The following is a 15,567-nucleotide window of genomic DNA, read 5'->3' as shown; positions in this document are numbered from 1 at the left end:
GCCCCCTCCCGGCCGGGAGGGGGCCCTTCTCGTGTCCGGGGGCCGTCAGCGGCCGCGGGCGGCCCAGCGGATGACGGCGAGCACCGCGGCGACGGCGGTGGCGACGGCCATGGTGGGGAAGCCGCGGATGAGGACGGTCGCGATCGTGGCCGGGTTGAAGGTGGCCGACGGGGCCAGGCCGATGTTGACCGCCGCGACCGCCACGAAGACCAGCGGCGGGCAGGCGACCACGGTCATCAGGTCGCGCCGGCGCACCAGCAGCGTGCCGACGGCGGAGGCCGCGACCAGGGTGACCAGCGTCAGCGTGCCGAGCCCGACGGCGAGGAAGGAGTCGACGGCGCCGCCGGCCAGCGTCATGACGAACACGCCCAGGACCGCGAGGCTGCCGCGCAACCCGCTCGCGCGACCGGCGTGGGGCGGGGTGCCGCGGGACGAGCCGCGCGGACCGCGGGCGGGGCTCCCGGCGCGGCCGGGCTCGCGGGCCGGTGCGGGGTCGGCCGGCCGGCCGCGGCGCGGCGGGGCCGTGACGGCGTCGCGGTCGGCGACCGGGGGCACGGGGACCGGGACGCGCTGGGACGGGCGGACCGCCGGGGGCCGCCCGTCGGGCACCGGCCGCCCGTGACCGGCGCCCGCGCCGTGGCCCGGTCCCGCGGGGCGGCCGCGCGGGTGCGGCGGGGGCACCGGCGGCAGCGACATGCGCGAGGCCCGGGCGGGCGTCGCGTCCAGCCGCGGCAGGTCCGGGCGAGGGGCCGGTGCGCCGGCGAGGGGGCGCTGGCGGCGGCTCCCGCTGTCGTGCCAGGTGTCGGCTGCGCTCGCCGAGGCCATGGCCACCTCCCCGTTCGGTCCGGCCTGCCCGTGCCGGGCCGGTGTCGTGCTCACGGTAGCGAGGGGACCCCGCCCGCAGGGGCACCGCGCGGTGTCGATTCACGACAGGTCGCCGTGTCGATTTGGCAACTCTGGTGCAGGGGTGGGGTCGGTGTGACGGAGGGGTCCACTGCGACCGCCGGGACCCCGGCCGCCACGTGCTCCGGCCGGTCAGCCGCCGTCGGTGAGCCGCCAGCGCAGCGGGACGTCGTCGACGGCGGGGGCGGCGTCGTCGTCCGGGTCGTCGGTGGCCGGGCGCAGCTGCCGGACCACCGCCTCCACCTCGGGCGGGGACGGCACCGCCGTGTCACCGACGCCGAGGTCGTCGAAGCGGCGGGCGGCGGCGAGGACGGAGCGCTCGTAGGAGCCGACCGTCTCGTTGTAGCGGGTGAGCGTGGTGCCCAGGGCCGCGCCCAGCCGGGTCAGGTGCCCCGACAGCGTGGTGAGGCGGGCGTGCAGCCGGCGGCCGACCTCGATCACCTGGTCGGCGTCGCGCGCCAGCCGCTCCTGCCGCCACGAGTGGGCGACCGTGCGCAGCAGGGCCAGCAGCGTGCTGGGGGTGGCGATGACGACGTCGCGGCCGAAGCCGTACTCCAGGAGCGCGGGCTCGGCCTCCAGAGCCGTGGTGAGGAAGCCGTCGGAGGGGACGAACAGCACGGTGAACGGCGCCGCGGGCCGGAACGCGGTGGGGTAGCGGCGGGCGGACAGCGCGTCGACGTGCGCGCGCAGCTGGCGGGCGTGCGCCGCGACGCGCTGGACGCGGACGGCCTCGTCGGTGGCCTGCACCGCCTCGATGTAGCCGGTGAAGGGCACCTTCGCGTCGACCACGACCTGCCGGCCGTCGGCGAGGGTGACCACGAGGTCGGGCCGGACGCCGGCGCCCTCGTCGTTGGTGGACGAGGGCTGCTCGACGAAGTCGCAGTGCTCGAGCAGGCCCGCCACCTCGACGACGCGGCGCAGCTGCACCTCGCCCCAACGGCCCCGGACGTGCGGGGTGCGCAGCGCGGTGACCAGCGCCGCCGTCTCCTGGCGCAGCAGCGCGCTGGTCTGCCCGACGGCGCCCATCTGCTCGCGCAGCTCGCCGTGGGCGGTGGCGCGGTCCCGCTCGATGCCGGCCAGCAGCCGGTGCAGGTGGTCGAGCGACTCGTGCACCGGCTCGAGCCCGTCGTCGGCCGGCCGGCGGCGCGACACCAGCGCGACGACGCCCAGCGCGACGGCGGCCCCCAGCAGCGCGCCGAGCAGCAGGCCGAGCAGGAGGGAGGCGGCGTCCACGGCGAGCAGCGTGCAGGACGCCACCGACATCTCCCGGGAGGCGCTCAGGCCTGGGAAGCGATCCGCACGTCCCGGGCCTCGGGACGTGCGGATCGCTTCCGATGCCTCACGCGGGGACGGGGGCGTGCTCCGCCTCGTGGTCGAGCAGCCAGCGCTTGACCGGGGTGCCCCAGCGGAAGCCGCCGAGGCCGCCGTCGGAGCCGAGCACCCGGTGGCAGGGCACGAACAGCGCGGCGGCGTTGCGGGCGCAGGCGTTGGCCGCGGCGCGCACCGCGGCGGGCCGGCCGCAGCGGGCGGCGAACGCGGCGTAGGTGTCGGGCTGCCCGGCGGGGACGGTGCGCAGCACGTCCCAGGCGTCCTCGAGGAACGGCCCGGAGCGCTGCCGCACCGGGACGTCGTCGATGGCGCCGAGGTCACCGGCGGCGTGCGCCTCGACGGCGTCGAGGACCGGCAGGTGCTCCACCCGCTCGACCCAGGTCGGCCGCAGCGTGCGGTGGACGACGGGCAGCAGCTCGGCGACGTCGCCGGTCCAGCCGGCGGCCAGGACGACGTCGCCGCCGTCGGGGCCGGGGGTGACCACGACGGTGAACGGGCCGGGCGGGGTGGCCACGGTGGCGTAGCGGGCGGACTCGGTCATGACGCACTCCGATCGGGGAGGGGGACGGGGGCGGGGGAGCGGGAGAAGAGGGACGGCGCGGCCAGCGACCACAGGTGCATGACCGCGTAGGAGCGCCACGGCCGCCAGCGGGTCGCGGCGTCGGCGTCGGAGCTGCCCAGGGCGGCCAGCGAGCGGCGCAGCGCGAGGTCGCCGGGGAGCCAGACGTCGGGGTCGCCGAGGCCGCGCATCGCCACGACCGCCGCCGTCCACGGGCCGATGCCGGGCAGGGCGAGCAGGCCGCGGACGGCCTCCTCGCGGTCGCAGCCGGGGTCGAGGGCCACCCGGCCCTCGGCCAGCGCCGCGGCCAGCCCGGTGAGGGTCCGGCTGCGGGCGCCGGTCAGCCCGACGGCGGACAGGTCGGCCGCGGCGAGCGCCTCCGGCCGCGGGAAGGCGTGGGTGAGCGTGCCGACCGGCTCGGCCAGCGGCGTGCCGGCCAGCGCCAGCACCCGCGCGGTCAGCGTCCGGGCGCCGGCCACCGACACCTGCTGGCCGAGGACCGCGCGCGCCGCCGTCTCCGGGGCGTCGGGGGAGGCCGGCACCCGGCGGCCGGGGGCGCCGGCGACCAAGGGCGCCAGTGCCGGGTCGGCACCGAGGACGTCGTCGACGGCGGCGGGGTCGGCGTCGAGGTCGAGCAGTCGCCGGCAGCGGGGGACGGCCGCGCGCAGGTCGCGCAGGTCGGTGAGCAGCAGCCGGGCGGTCACCGCCGGCCCGCCGTCGGGTGCCGGGGAGAGCCGGACGACGCCGGGGCCGCCGGGCAGGTCGAGGACGCGGGAGAACGTCGTCCCGTCCCACTCCTCGAGTCCGGGCACGGCGTGCGCGCCGAGGAACAGCAGCACCTCGGCCGCGTCCAACGGGGCCCGCGCGGCCAGCCGGAGGGTCAGCCAGCCCGGCGTGCCGCCGTCGCTGCCCCGCCGGCGGCTGCGCAGCTCGGTGGGGGTGCAGGCGAAGACCTCGCGGACGGTGTCGTTGAACTGCCGGATGCTGGCGAACCCCGCGGCGAAGGCGACGTCGGCCATCGGCAGGTCGGTGGTCTCGATGAGCACCCGGGCGGTCTGTGCTCGCTGGGCGCGGGCGACGGCGAGCGGCCCGACGCCGAGCTCGCCGACCAGCAGCCGGTGCACCTGGCGCTCGGAGTAGCCCAGCCGCGCCGCCAGCCCGGGGACGCCGGCCCGCTCGACCTCGCCGTCGGCGATCAGCCGCATGGCCCGGGCGACGACGTCGGCGCGCACGTCCCACTCCGGGGAGCCGGGGACGGCGTCGGGACGGCAGCGCCGGCAGGCGCGGAAGCCGGCCGCCTGCGCGCCGGCCGCGGTGCCGAAGAAGGTCACGTTGGCCGCCGCGGGCGTGCGGGCCGGGCAGGAGGGCCGGCAGTAGATGCCGGTGGTGCGGACCGCGGTGAAGAACCAGCCGTCGAAGCGGGCGTCCCGGCTGGTCACCGCGCGGTAGCAGCGCTCGGCGTCGAGAGAGGCGGTCACGGCATCGAGCATGACACCGCGCGAGGGCGGGCACTGGCGGCTTTCGGACGCGGCCGTCGAGCGGTGTCCGCGTGCGCCTGTCGGTCCCCCGCAGGAGACTGCCCGCACTGCGGGGCTGCCCGCCCGCGCCGCCGACCAGGGGGAACCGTGATCGATCCGTCCGTGCCCGCACACCCGCGCCCGCGCCAGCGGGTGCGCTCCACCGGCCGCCAGGTGGTGGTCTTCGCCGATACGGCCGACGAGCCGGTGGACTGGTCGGCTGCCGGGATCTCCGACGTCGCCGACTCCCGCGACTTCACGGCCGGCCGGGTGCCCGCCCAGGCCCTCCGCGAGGCCGGGGCCACCGTGTTCGCCCGGCTCGGCATCGCCGTGGTCGCCGCCCCGGCCGAGCAGGTGACCGCGCTGCGCCGGCCGGTGCTGTCGGTGTCGCCCGAGCTGGTCCACCACGTCCTGCCCGACGACGCCTACGTCCGCGGCTACCGCGACGGCGTCGACGACCTCGCCGGCCGGCTGGTCGGCACCGGCGGCGGGGACGGCGCCGCGCCCGCGCCGCCGCCGTTCGAGGACACCGCCGCGGCCACCTGGGGCGTGCAGGCCGTCCAGGCTCCGACCTCGCCGTTCACCGGCCGCGGGATCCGGGTCGCCGTCCTCGACACCGGCCTCGACCTCGCCCATCCCGACTTCGCCGGCCGCACGGTCACCGCGGAGTCCTTCGTGGCCGGGGTGACCAGTGCGCAGGACGGGCACGGTCACGGCACGCACTGCGCCGGCACGGCCTGCGGCCCGCGGGTGCCCCCGGCCGGGCCGCGGTACGGCATCGCGTCGGAGGCCGAGCTCTACGTCGGCAAGGTGCTCAGCGACGAGGGCAGCGGCGAGGACGGCGGCATCCTGGCCGGCATCGACTGGGCGGTGGCCAACGGCTGCGCCGTCGTCTCGATGTCCCTGGGCGCCGACGTGGCCGAGGCCCACCCGCCCTACTCGGCCGCCGGCCGGCGGGCGCTGCAGCAGGGGTCGCTGGTCATCGCCGCGGCCGGCAACAACGCCGACCGGGAGAACGGCGAGTACGGCTTCGTCGGCGCCCCGGCCAACAGCGTCGAGATCGTCGCCGTCGGCGCGCTCGACCCCCGCCTGGCCACCGCCTGGTTCTCCGCCCGCAGCCTGGCCGCTCCCGGCGGCGAGGTCGACGTCGCCGGCCCCGGCGTGGACGTGCTCTCGACCTGGCCCATGCCGGCCCGCTACGAGACGATCAGCGGCACCAGCATGGCCACGCCACACGTCGCCGGGCTGGCCGCCCTGTGGGCCGAGGCGACCGGCCGGCGCGGCTACGAGCTGTGGGCCACCCTCACCCAGGCCGCCCGGCGGCTGCCCGAGCCGTCGGTCGACGTGGGCAGCGGGCTGGTGCTCGCGCCGCAGGAGGGTGCCGGCAAGGCCTGAGACCGGGCCCGGGACGGCCCGGGGCGGCCTGGAGCGGCGTAGCCTCCCGCCGTGGACACCCCGCTGGCGCGGTTCAGCGTGACCGTCGACGACGGGCACCTGGCCGACCTCGACTCGGTGGCCCGGGCGCTGCGCGACTCGGGCATGCACGTCGACCGGGTGCTGGGCACCCTCGGGCTGATCACCGGCGAGGCGCCGGTCGCGGCCCGGCCGGCGCTGCTCGCCGTCCCGGGCGTGACCTCCGTCGACGAGCAGCTGCGCGTCCAGCTGCCGCCCCCGGACGCGCCGGTCCAGTAGTCCCGGGGACCCTGCCGGGCCGCCGCGCGTTGGGCCGGGTGTGCCGCCGACCGGAGAGGGGGAGCCGCCGGGCCCCGCGACCACGCGGCCGCGCGTCGTCCTCGTGCTGCTCGCCGTCGTCCTGCTGGCGCTGGGGGCGGTGCTGGTGACCCGGCAGACCGCCGGTGAGTCCCCGCCCTCCGCGGAGTGCGCGGCGGCGGAGCCGGCGGTGCGGATCGACCCGGCCGCGGTGCCCGCGGGCCCGGTCGCCGGGTACGCGGGGGAGCAGCTGGCCAACGCGGCGGCGATCGTCAACGCCGCGGCCGACCTGGGGCTGGACACCTGCGCGCAGGTCATCGGGGTCATGACGGCGATGGGCGAGTCCTCGCTGCGCGTCCTCGACCACGGGGACGCCGCCGGTCCGGACTCCCGTGGGCTGTTCCAGCAGCGCGACAACGGGGCGTGGGGCTCCTACGCCGACCGGATGGACCCGGCGACCAGCGCCACGAACTTCTTCCTGGCCCTGCAGGAGGTCCCCGGCTGGCGCGCGCTGCCGCCGACCATCGCCGCGCACCGCACCCAGCGCAACGCCGACCCGTACCACTACCAGCGCTACTGGGGTCCCGCCGTCGAGGTGGTCGGCGCGCTGGCCGGCCGGCCGGTGCTCGGCTCGGGCTCCTGAGGCCGGCGCTCGACGAGCACCGCGATCCCGTCGAGCAGCCGCGCCAGCCCGAACTCGAACGACCGCTCGGGGGCGTAGCCGCCCAGCTCCGCCCCGGCCACCGGCCCCACCCGTGCCGCGGTGGGGTACCGCTCGGGGTCGAACACCTGCTCCACGTAGGGCTCGGTGGCCGCCCACCACTCGTCCTCGGTCAGCCCGGACTCCTGCTCGGCCGCGGCCTTGTGGTGCAGTCCGCCGACCGTGCCGCGGACGAAGCCGCCCACGAGCGTGAGCACCAGCTCCATCTCCACCTCGGACAGGCCCAGGCCGTCGACGGCGGCCAGCTCCGCCTCGTACTTGCGCATCAGGTTCGGTCCCAGGACCGGCCGGCCGGTGCCCACCGAGGCGGCCCAGGGGTGCCGGACGTAGAGGTCCCAGTTGGCCCGCGCGACGGCGGTCAGCCGGTCCCGCCAGTCCCCGGCCGGCGGCCCGGGCGGGATCTCGCCGAGCACGGCGTCGTACATCAGGTCGACCAGCTCGCCCTTGCCCGGCACGTGCGTGTACAGCGTCATCGCGCCGACCCCCAGCTCGGTCGCCAGCCGGCGCATGGTCACCGCGGCGAGTCCCTCGCGGTCGGCCAGCTCCACCGCGGCGGCCACGATCCGGTCGACGTCGAGCCCGGGGCGCGGGCCGGGACGGCGCCCGGGCCCGGCCGGGGCCCGCCAGAGCAGGGCCATGGTGCGGGCGGGGTCGCCGCCGGTCGCGGACTCGGTCGCCATGGCTGCAGCCTCCTCCACCCGCTTGCCCGACCGTCTCCGTACGGCGTACGGTGGCGGTCGTCCAACGATCTCGTACGGCGTACGGAGGTAGTGGTGGGAGCGTGGGTGCGGATCCGGGGACTGGTCAAGGGGTACGGGGGACGGGTGGTCCTCGACGGGGTGGACCTCGACGTCGAGCCCGGCTCGGTGTGCGCGCTGCTGGGACCCAACGGCGCCGGCAAGACGACGGCGGTGCGCATCGCGACCACGCTGCTGCGGCCCGACGGCGGGCGGGTCGAGGTCGCCGGCGTCGACGTCGTCGCCCGGCCACGCGAGGTGCGCCGCCGGATCGGCGTGGTCGGTCAACAGCCCGCGGTCGACGAGGTGCTCGGCGCCCGGGAGAACCTCGTGCTGTTCGGGCGGCTGCACCACCTCGACCGGGCCGCCGCCCGGCGGCGCGCCGGCGAGCTGCTGGCGCAGGTCGGGCTGCCCGACACCGGGGACCAGCCGGTCCGGGAGTTCTCCGGCGGCATGCGGCGCCGGCTGGACGTCGCCGCGGCGCTGGTGCTCGCCCCGGAGGTGCTGTTCCTCGACGAGCCGACCACGGGCCTGGACCCGGCCGGGCGGCGGGACGTGTGGGACGCGGTGCGCGACCTGGTCGCCCGGGGGACGACGGTGCTGCTCACCACCCAGTACCTGGAGGAGGCCGAGCGGCTGGCCGACCGGGTGCACGTGCTCGACGCCGGCCGGGTCGTGGCGTCGGGCACCCCGCGGGAGCTGACCGCGGCCATCGGCGGCGACCGGCTGGAGCTCGTCGTCACCGACGCGGCCCGCGCGGCGGAGGCCGCGGCGCTGGCCGAGCGGGTGGCCGCGGGGCCGCCGGTCCCGGACGCGCGGGACGACGGGGCGCGGGTGACCGTGCCCGTCTCGCGGCGGGCCGGCGTCGTCGGCGACGTGGTCCGCGCCCTCGACGGGGCCGGGATCGAGGTGGCCGACCTGGTGCTGCGGCCGGCCACGCTCGACGAGGCCTACCTGCGCATCACCGGCCGGTCCCGCCTGGGCGAGGAGGTGCCGGCGTGACCGCGGTCGTCGAGGAGACCGGCGGGCGGCTGCGCTGGGCGGTCACGGACGCGTTCACCGTCGCCGGTCGCGACGTCGCGCACTGGCGGCGGCAGCCGTCGGTGCTGCTGGTGAACCTGCTGTTCCCGGTCCTGCTGATGGTGGTCTTCGTGTACCTGCTGGGCGGCGGGATCCCCGTGCCCGGCGGCAGCTACCGCGACTTCATGGTCCCGGGGATGCTCGCGCTGGTCATGCTGTTCGGGCTCGAGGGGACGATGACCGCCGTCGTCACCGACACGCAGCGCGGCGTCACCGACCGGTTCCGGGCGCTGCCGATGGCGCCGTCGGCGGTCGTGGCCGGCCGCTGCCTGGCCGACCTCCTCTCCTCGGTCGCCGCCCTGACCGCCGTCGTGCTGGCCGGGCTGGCGATCGGATGGGGGCCGCCGGTGGGCCCGGGGCTGGTCGCGGCGCTCGGCCTGCTGCTGCTCCTGCGGGTCGGCTTCCTGTGGGTCGGCATCTGGCTGGGGCTGCTGGCCCGGGACCCGTCGCTGGTCACGGCCGTGCAGATCCTGGTGTGGCCCTTCGCCTTCCTCTCCAACGTCTTCGTGCCGGTCGCCTCGATGCCGGCCTGGCTCGGGACGCTGGCGGAGTGGAACCCGGTGGCGGCCACCGTCACCGCCGTCCGGGAGCTGACCGGGGTGCCGGTCGCCGACACCGGGTGGGCCACGGAGCACGCCACACTGCTCGCCGTCGTCTGGCCGGTGCTGCTCACCGCGGTGTTCGCGGCGCTGAGCGTGCGGCGCTGGCAGGGGCTCTCCCGGTGACGCCGGCCGACTGACGGGGGGAGGCCGGGCGTCCACCGACCGGTGGACGCCCGGCCCACGGAACGGCCGTACCGCCGCCGGCCCCGGGCCGCCAGGCTCGTGCCATGACAGCGATCCAGACGGCGCCCGCTCCCGCGGCGGGGACGCGCGACGACGACGCGGTCCGCGTGCGCGGGCTGGTCAAGCGCTACGGCGACCGGGCGGTGGTCGACGGGATCGACCTCGACGTCCGGCGCGGTGAGGTCTTCGCCCTGCTCGGTCCCAACGGCGCGGGCAAGACGACGACGGTCGAGGTGCTCGAGGGCGTGCGCCGGCGCGACTGCGGCGAGGTCTCCGTGCTGGGCGAGGACCCGGCGCGCGCCGGGCGGGCCTGGCGCGACCGCATCGGCGTCGTCGGCCAGTCCACCGGGGCCGGCAACGCGCTCACCGTCCGGGAGACCCTCGACCACTTCGCCCACTACCACGGCACCCCCCGCGCCACCGCCGAGCTGCTCGCCGACGTCGGGCTGACCGAGGCCGCCGGCACCCGGGTGTCGCGGCTGTCCGGCGGGCAGCGGCGCCGGCTGGAGGTGGCGCTGGGCATCCAGAGCCGCCCCGAGCTGCTCTTCCTCGACGAGCCCACGACCGGCATGGACCCGGGGGCCCGCCGGTCGTTCTGGGGGCTGGTGCGCGGCCTGAGCCAGAGCGGCACCACCGTGCTCCTCACCACCCACTACCTCGACGAGGCCGCCGAGCTCGCCGACCGGGTGGGCGTGCTGGCCGCGGGCCGCCTGGTGGAGGTGGCGCCGCCCGCCGAGCTCGGCGCCGACCTGCGCCGGGTGGCCACCGTGCGGTGGACCGAGGACGGCGCCGTCCGCGAGGTGGTCACCCGCGAGCCGGCGGCGGTGCTGCGCGACCTGCTCGCCGCCTCCCCGGCCGGTGAGGTGCCCGGCCTGACCGTCACCCGGCCCGGCCTGGAGGAGGTCTACCTCTCCATGGTCGGCACCGCCCCGACCCGCGAGGAGGGCCCCCGATGACCGCCGTCCCGACCTCGGCCCCCGCCCGCCCGGCACCGCCGTCGGCCGCCGCCATCGGCCTGGCCCGCACGGCGATGGAGCTGCGCCTGTTCGTCCGCGACCCGGCGCAGGTGGTGTTCTCCTTCGCCTACCCGGTCGTGATGCTGCTGATCTTCGCGTCGGTGTTCGAGGGCGAGGACCGGCCCGGCGGGGTGCCCTTCGCGCAGTACTTCCTCGCCGGCATCGCGGCCACCGGGATCATGCTGACCAGCTTCCAGGCGGTCGGGACGGCGATCGCCGAGGAACGCGACCGCGGCGACCTCGCCCGGCTGCAGACGCTGGGCACGCCGGCGCTGGGCTACTTCCTCGGCAAGGCCGGGCAGGTGCTGGTGACGACGGTCCTGCAGCTGGCGCTGCTGCTCACCGTCGCCGCGACCGCCTTCGACGTGGCGCTGCCCACCGAGCCCGGCCGCTGGCTGACCTTCGCCTGGGTGGCCGTCGGTGGGGCGGCGGCCGGCACGGTGCTCGGCATCGCGGTCGCCTCGGTGGGCAGCAGCCGGTCGGTCGGCAACGGGATCAGCGCCTTCGCCGTCGTCCTGCAGTTCTTCTCCGGGGTCTTCTTCGTCTTCTCCGAGCTGCCGCCGTGGATGCAGGAGGTGGCCGCGGTCTTCCCGCTGAAGTGGATGGTGCAGGGGATGCGCTCGGTGTTCCTGCCCGACTCGGCCGCCGCGGTGGAGCCGGCCGGCAGCTGGGAGCACGGGACCACTGCCCTCGTGCTGGCCGCATGGGTGATCATCGGGCTCGTGGTCTGCGCTCGCGCCTTCCGCTGGCGCCGCACGGCATGAGCCTGCGGCACCGGCTGGCCGCCGCCTTCCTCCCCACCGGGGGCGAGGAGGGCGGCGAGCCGCTGTCCGCGCGCGGGTGGCGGGCCACGGTCGTCGGGATGCACGTCATCTCGGCGGTGCTGTGGGTGCTGGCGGTGGTCAGCGTGCTCTCCGGCGAGGTGACCGGACCGGGCGAGCAGGGACCGGTCCTCGCCGTCCTCGGGGTGCTGGCGCTGTCCTACGTCCTCGCCGGCGGGCCGGCCGTCGCCGGCGGCCACCCGCACCGGGCCCTGGTCCACCTCGTCGTCGTGGTCGTCTCCTTCGGGTTCCTGGGCTGGCTGGCGCCGGGGCTGCTGTTCCTGCTGTTCCTCGCCTACCCGCAGGTGTGGTTCGTCGTGCAGGGCCGGCTCAGCGGGATCGCCTGGACGGTGCTGCTGGCCGGGGCCAGCGCGATCGGGCCGGTCGCCGGCACCGACCCGGGGGGCACGCCGCTGGAGGTCCTGCGGGAGTCGCTGGTCAGCCTGGCGTTCAGCCTCGCCCTGGGGCTGTGGATCAGCCACGTGCTGCACCAGAGCGCGGAGCGCGCCTCGCTGATCGCGCAGCTGGAGGCCACCCGCACGGAGCTGGCCGCGGCCGAGCGCGAGCGTGGCGTGCTGGCCGAGCGGGAGCGGCTGGCCCAGGAGGTGCACGACACCCTCGCGCAGGGCTACACGTCGATCGTCGTGCAGGCACAGACGGCGGCGGCGCTGCTGTCCGCCGACCCCGCGGCCGCCCGGGAGCGGCTGGCGGTGATCGAGGACGTCGCCCGCGACAACCTCGCCGAGGCGCGCGCGGTGGTGGCGGCGTTCCGCCCGGTGGCGCTCGACGGGTCGACGCTGGTGGAGGCGCTGCAGCGGCTGGCCGCGCGGTTCGCCCGCGAGACCGGGCTGCAGGTGCGGGTCGACACCGGGGCGCTCGACGGCCTGCCGGCGCTGCGCACCGACGAGGAGGTCGTGCTGCTGCGCGGCGCCCAGGAGGCGCTGACCAACGTCCGGCGGCACGCGGGCGCGTCGGCGGTCGTGCTGCGGCTGGCGCGGGTCGGCACGCAGGTGTCGGTGCACGTGGAGGACGACGGCGTGGGCTTCGACCCGTCGGCGGTCACCGTCTCGGGCCTGGAGGGGCTGCGCGGGCGGGTGGCGCAGGTCGGCGGCGAGGTCGACGTCGCCTCGGCGCCGGGCTCGGGCACGCGGGTGACGGTGCGGGTGCCCGGCTCGTGATCAGGGTGCTGGTGGTCGACGACCACCCGGTGGTGCGCGGCGGGCTGGTCGGCTGGCTGGCGGCGCAGGAGGACCTCGACGTCGTCGGGGAGGCCGGTGACGGGCTGGAGGCGCTGGCGCGGGTCGCCGAGCTGTCGCCCGACGTGGTGCTCATGGACCTGCGCATGCCGCGCATGGACGGCGTCACCGCGATCGAGCGGCTGGCCGCCGCCCACCCCGGCGTCCGGGTGCTCGTGCTGACCACCTACGACACCGACGCCGACATCGTGCGGGCGGTGGCCGCCGGCGCCACCGGCTACCTGCTCAAGGACGCCCCGCTGCCGCAGCTGGCCGACGCCGTCCGCGCGGCCGCCCGCGGGGAGACGGTGCTCGCCCCACCGGTGGCCGCCCGGCTGGTGTCGCAGCTGCGCGCGCCCGCCGTGGAGGCGCCGACCGCGCGCGAGCTCGAGGTGCTGGCCGGGGTGTCGCGCGGGCTGACCAACGCCGAGATCGGCCGGGAGCTGTTCATCGGCGAGGCGACGGTGAAGACCCACCTGCTGCGGGTGTTCGCCAAGCTCGGCGTCGACGACCGCACCCGCGCGGTGATGGTCGCCGTCGAGCGCGGCCTGCTCCCCGGCCCCGGCTCCCGCTAGGTCCACAGGTGCCCTTGTCGCGCTAATGGCTCCCCGCGGCGTCGAGGAGGGCCTGGCCGGCGTCGCTGCGCCAGTAGAGGACCTCGCGTCCCGACCGGCGTCGCTCGAGCAGGCCGGCGTCGAGCAGCACCCGCAGGTGGCCGCCGACGCTGCCCAGCGGCAGCCCGGTCCCCGCGACGAGGGCGCTGGTGCTGCGCGGCGCGTCGAGGGCGGTGAGGACCCGCGCCCGGTTGCGGCCGAGCAGGCGCACCAGTGCGCCGGGGAGCGGAGCGGGCCCCGTAGCGAGCACGCCGGTGACCGGGTAGACGACCGCGTAGGTGTCCGGCAGCCGCCAGCTCACCCAGCTGCCGCGGCTGTGCGCGGCGATGAACAGCAGGTCGCGGCCGCGGATGTCCCGCGGCGGGTGCGGGTGCGCGTTGACCTGCAGCCGGCCGTGCTCGAGCCAGCGCACGCCGGGGGCGATGCCGTCGAGCGCGGCCGACCAGCCGCCGCCGCTGAGCCGGGCGGTCCGCGCGACGACGTCGGCGCGCAGCACCCGCAGCCGCCGCGGCCACTCCGCGCGGATGGTGTGCTCCCAGGTCCAGCGCAGCAGGTCGGCGGCGGTGCGGGCGAGACCGGAGGCGGTCGGCAGCGGCGGCGGGACCGGCCCGGTGGCGACCTCGAGGTCGGCGCGGACGGCGTCGTCGTCGAGGGACTCGAGGAACGCCAGCTCCTCGTCGAGGGCGAGGTCGGGCGCCGCCGGCGGCACGGTGAGGAAGTCGGCGGTCCAAGTGGGCCCGAAGGCCGCGCGGAGCAGGGCGGCGCCGACCGGGTCGCCGTCGAGCCGGTCGCGGAAGGCCGCGGCGTGGGCGTCGCGCCAGGGGCGGTGCCACGGCGGCACCGGCGGCCCGGTGAGCATCCGCAGGCCGGCCAGCGTCTCGGTGAGCTGCGAGGTGCCGAAGCGGGCGCGGGCCATCACGTCGGCGTCGACGATGAACTCACCCACCTTTCGACCGTAGGCGAAACCGTGGGTCCCGCGCGCAGCCGGGGCGACGGTTCCGGCGTGCGCACCTACCGGGAGCTGTTCGCCTCGTCCGAGTTCCGCGCGCTGTGGACGGCGGGCGCGCTGACCACGGCGGCCTCGACCGCGTCGTCGCTGGCGCTGGCCGCCCTGGTGCACCGGTCGACCGGGTCGGCCCTGCTGACGGCGGTGGCGATGTTCGGCCCGTCGACGGCGCAGGCCCTCGGCGCGACGACGCTGATGTCGGCCGCCGACGCCAGCCCGCCGCGGCGCACCCTGGTGCTGGTCGCGGCGGTGTCGACGGCCGCGCTGGCGCTGCAGGCGCTGCCCGGGCTCGGGACGACGGCGCGGCTGCTGCTGGTCGTGGGTGTCGCCTTCGCGGTCTCGGTCGGCGCGGGCGCGCGGTGGGGGCTGCTCGCGCACATCGTGCCGGCCTCGGCGTTCGCGCTGGCCCGGTCCACCGTGAACGTCGCCGTCGGCGCGTTCCAGGTGGTCGGCTTCGCCGCCGGCGGCGTGCTGCTGACCGTGCTCTCGACGACGCAGGTGTTCGTCCTCGCCGCGCTCGTGTCGGCCGTGGCGGTACCCGTGCTACGGTTCGGCCTCGCCGAGCGGCCGCCGCGGCGGCCGGCGCGGGTCGGGCTCGGCGAGACCGTGCGGGGCAACCGGCTGCTGCTGGCGAGGCGGGACACCCGCACGCTGCTGGTCGCGCTGTGCCTGCCCAACGGGCTGGTCGTGGGGTGCGAGGCGCTGTTCGTGCCGTACGCGGGGGAGCGGGCCGGGTGGCTGCTGGCGGCCGGGGCGCTCGGGATGATGGCCGGCGACCTGGCGGTGGGGCGGGTGCTCACCCCCGCCGGACGGCGCCGGACCAACACCGCGCTGCGCGTCCTGCTGGCCGCGCCCTTCCTGGCGTTCGCCGCCGGGCCGGACGTGCCGGTGGCCGCGGTCCTGGTCGGGGTGGCCACGGTCGGCTACGGGGCCTCGCTGGCGCAACAGGAGTGGCTGGTCGCGCTCACGCCCGAGGAGCTGCGGGGGCAGGTGCTCGGGGTGGAGTCGGCGGCGCGGATGACCGCGCAGGGGGTGTGCGCGGCGCTGGCCGGTGGGCTGGCCGACGTCGTCTCCGCCGGACCGGCGATGGCGGTGCTGGCGCTGGCGTCGCTGGTGGTGTCACTGGCGCTCGTGCCCGGGCTGCGGAGGGCGGCTGATCGGGCTTCGGCAAGGGGTCGCAGACGACTGTGGACGAGCCACTGACCTGGGATTCACGTCGTGCTGTGGCTCTCACTCCGGTATTCTTCGATCATGTGTTCGAGCGGGTGGGAGGCCGGTGACGTCCTCGACGACGTCGCCGCGCTGGTCGCCGAGCGCAACCGGATCGACGCCGCGCTGGCCCGCCGGGTGCGGGCGGCGGAGCTGGCGCAGGCGCCCGAGCGGGACGGGCAGAAGAGCATGGCGTCGTGGCTGCGCGGGCACTGCCGGCTCTCCTCGGCGGCGGCGTCCCGGCTGGTGGGCAACGGTCGGGCGCTGGAGCACCTGCCGGCCCTCGCCGAGGCGCACGAGGCCGGCTGGGTGACCGCGGCGCAGG

At 77.5% G+C, this 15,567-nt stretch carries 16 protein-coding genes and 1 pseudogene; 11 read left to right on the top strand and 6 right to left on the bottom strand.

Annotated features, from left to right (window positions below; all coding sequences use genetic code 11):
* Positions 1 to 45: 45 nt before the first annotated feature.
* The 4 genes from ACI79V_RS23930 to ACI79V_RS23915 form a co-directional block, all read right to left on the bottom strand.
* Positions 46 to 879 (bottom strand): DUF6542 domain-containing protein, encoded by an 834-nt coding sequence (locus ACI79V_RS23930; protein WP_456893375.1) that lies wholly within the window; start codon positions 877 to 879, stop codon positions 46 to 48.
* 156 nt (positions 880 to 1,035) lie between these two features.
* Entirely contained in the window at positions 1,036 to 2,136 is a 1,101-nt protein-coding gene (locus ACI79V_RS23925) for a DNA recombination protein RmuC (RefSeq protein WP_456893373.1), read from the bottom strand.
* A 106-nt stretch (positions 2,137 to 2,242) separates the two neighbouring features.
* Positions 2,243 to 2,773 (bottom strand): methylated-DNA--[protein]-cysteine S-methyltransferase, encoded by a 531-nt coding sequence (locus ACI79V_RS23920; protein WP_456876205.1) that lies wholly within the window; start codon positions 2,771 to 2,773, stop codon positions 2,243 to 2,245.
* A complete protein-coding gene (locus ACI79V_RS23915) occupies positions 2,770 to 4,269 on the bottom strand; it encodes an AlkA N-terminal domain-containing protein (RefSeq protein WP_456893372.1) in 1,500 nt (499 codons plus the stop codon). The genes ACI79V_RS23920 and ACI79V_RS23915 overlap by 4 nt, the downstream gene beginning before the upstream one ends.
* Before the next feature lie 147 nt (positions 4,270 to 4,416).
* Here ACI79V_RS23915 and ACI79V_RS23910 point away from each other — a divergent pair, with 147 nt between their 5' ends.
* From ACI79V_RS23910 to ACI79V_RS23900, 3 genes are read left to right on the top strand one after another with little or no spacing between them, the layout of a single operon-like run.
* Complete coding sequence (locus ACI79V_RS23910; RefSeq protein ID WP_456893370.1) at positions 4,417 to 5,703, top strand: S8 family serine peptidase; 1,287 nt, start codon at positions 4,417 to 4,419, stop codon at positions 5,701 to 5,703.
* 51 nt (positions 5,704 to 5,754) lie between these two features.
* A complete protein-coding gene (locus ACI79V_RS23905) occupies positions 5,755 to 6,000 on the top strand; it encodes a hypothetical protein (protein ID WP_456876201.1) in 246 nt (81 codons plus the stop codon).
* A gap of 40 nt (positions 6,001 to 6,040) precedes the next feature.
* The gene (locus ACI79V_RS23900; protein ID WP_456893368.1) at positions 6,041 to 6,661 is read left to right on the top strand and encodes a hypothetical protein; all 621 of its coding nucleotides are present in this window, start codon (positions 6,041 to 6,043) and stop codon (positions 6,659 to 6,661) included.
* On the opposite strand, the gene ACI79V_RS23895 is transcribed toward ACI79V_RS23900, so the two are convergent.
* The gene (locus ACI79V_RS23895; protein ID WP_456893366.1) at positions 6,592 to 7,419 is read right to left on the bottom strand and encodes a TetR/AcrR family transcriptional regulator; all 828 of its coding nucleotides are present in this window, start codon (positions 7,417 to 7,419) and stop codon (positions 6,592 to 6,594) included. The genes ACI79V_RS23900 and ACI79V_RS23895 overlap by 70 nt on opposite strands.
* 105 nt (positions 7,420 to 7,524) lie before the next feature.
* On the opposite strand from ACI79V_RS23895, the gene ACI79V_RS23890 reads away from it, so the two are divergent.
* From ACI79V_RS23890 to ACI79V_RS23865, 6 genes are all read left to right on the top strand, one after another.
* Entirely contained in the window at positions 7,525 to 8,478 is a 954-nt protein-coding gene (locus tag ACI79V_RS23890) for an ABC transporter ATP-binding protein (RefSeq protein ID WP_456893364.1), read from the top strand.
* Positions 8,475 to 9,281, top strand: a complete 807-nt coding sequence (locus ACI79V_RS23885) for an ABC transporter permease (RefSeq protein WP_456893362.1) — start codon at positions 8,475 to 8,477, stop codon at positions 9,279 to 9,281. Before ACI79V_RS23890 ends, ACI79V_RS23885 begins: the two co-directional genes overlap by 4 nt.
* Positions 9,282 to 9,385: 104 nt before the next feature.
* Positions 9,386 to 10,297 carry an ABC transporter ATP-binding protein gene (locus ACI79V_RS23880; protein ID WP_456893360.1) on the top strand — a complete coding sequence of 304 codons (912 nt, stop codon included), beginning with the start codon at positions 9,386 to 9,388 and terminating at the stop codon, positions 10,295 to 10,297.
* Positions 10,294 to 11,121 carry an ABC transporter permease gene (locus ACI79V_RS23875; RefSeq protein ID WP_456893358.1) on the top strand — a complete coding sequence of 276 codons (828 nt, stop codon included), beginning with the start codon at positions 10,294 to 10,296 and terminating at the stop codon, positions 11,119 to 11,121. The genes ACI79V_RS23880 and ACI79V_RS23875 overlap by 4 nt, the downstream gene beginning before the upstream one ends.
* Positions 11,118 to 12,356, top strand: coding sequence for a sensor histidine kinase (locus ACI79V_RS23870; RefSeq protein WP_456893356.1), 1,239 nt, complete (start codon positions 11,118 to 11,120; stop codon positions 12,354 to 12,356). Before ACI79V_RS23875 ends, ACI79V_RS23870 begins: the two co-directional genes overlap by 4 nt.
* Positions 12,353 to 12,988 carry a response regulator gene (locus ACI79V_RS23865; RefSeq protein WP_456893354.1) on the top strand — a complete coding sequence of 212 codons (636 nt, stop codon included), beginning with the start codon at positions 12,353 to 12,355 and terminating at the stop codon, positions 12,986 to 12,988. Before ACI79V_RS23870 ends, ACI79V_RS23865 begins: the two co-directional genes overlap by 4 nt.
* 22 nt (positions 12,989 to 13,010) lie before the next feature.
* Here the strand turns inward: ACI79V_RS23865 and ACI79V_RS23860 are convergent, their stop codons facing one another.
* Positions 13,011 to 13,973, bottom strand: a complete 963-nt coding sequence (locus ACI79V_RS23860; RefSeq protein ID WP_456893352.1) for a helix-turn-helix domain-containing protein — start codon at positions 13,971 to 13,973, stop codon at positions 13,011 to 13,013.
* Between the two features lie 57 nt (positions 13,974 to 14,030).
* On the opposite strand from ACI79V_RS23860, the gene ACI79V_RS23855 reads away from it, so the two are divergent.
* Both ACI79V_RS23855 and ACI79V_RS23850 read left to right on the top strand, forming a co-directional pair.
* Complete coding sequence (locus ACI79V_RS23855) at positions 14,031 to 15,236, top strand: MFS transporter (protein ID WP_456893350.1); 1,206 nt, start codon at positions 14,031 to 14,033, stop codon at positions 15,234 to 15,236.
* Between the two features lie 48 nt (positions 15,237 to 15,284).
* A pseudogene (locus ACI79V_RS23850) lies at positions 15,285 to 15,567 on the top strand (endonuclease); the annotation flags it as partial.

This window comes from Geodermatophilus sp. SYSU D00700 (genome assembly GCF_054050255.1).
This window is presented reverse-complemented; position numbering and strand designations above follow the sequence as displayed.

Excerpts from the sequence above, each read along its gene's own strand:
- ACI79V_RS23920 (WP_456876205.1), bottom strand. The coding sequence starts at position 2,773 with ATGACCGAGTCCGCCCGCTACGCCACCGTGGCCACCCCGCCCGGCCCG.
- ACI79V_RS23895 (WP_456893366.1), bottom strand. The coding sequence starts at position 7,419 with ATGGCGACCGAGTCCGCGACCGGCGGCGACCCCGCCCGCACCATGGCC.
- ACI79V_RS23880 (WP_456893360.1), top strand. The coding sequence starts at position 9,386 with ATGACAGCGATCCAGACGGCGCCCGCTCCCGCGGCGGGGACGCGCGAC.
- ACI79V_RS23875 (WP_456893358.1), top strand. The coding sequence starts at position 10,294 with ATGACCGCCGTCCCGACCTCGGCCCCCGCCCGCCCGGCACCGCCGTCG.
- ACI79V_RS23870 (WP_456893356.1), top strand. The coding sequence starts at position 11,118 with ATGAGCCTGCGGCACCGGCTGGCCGCCGCCTTCCTCCCCACCGGGGGC.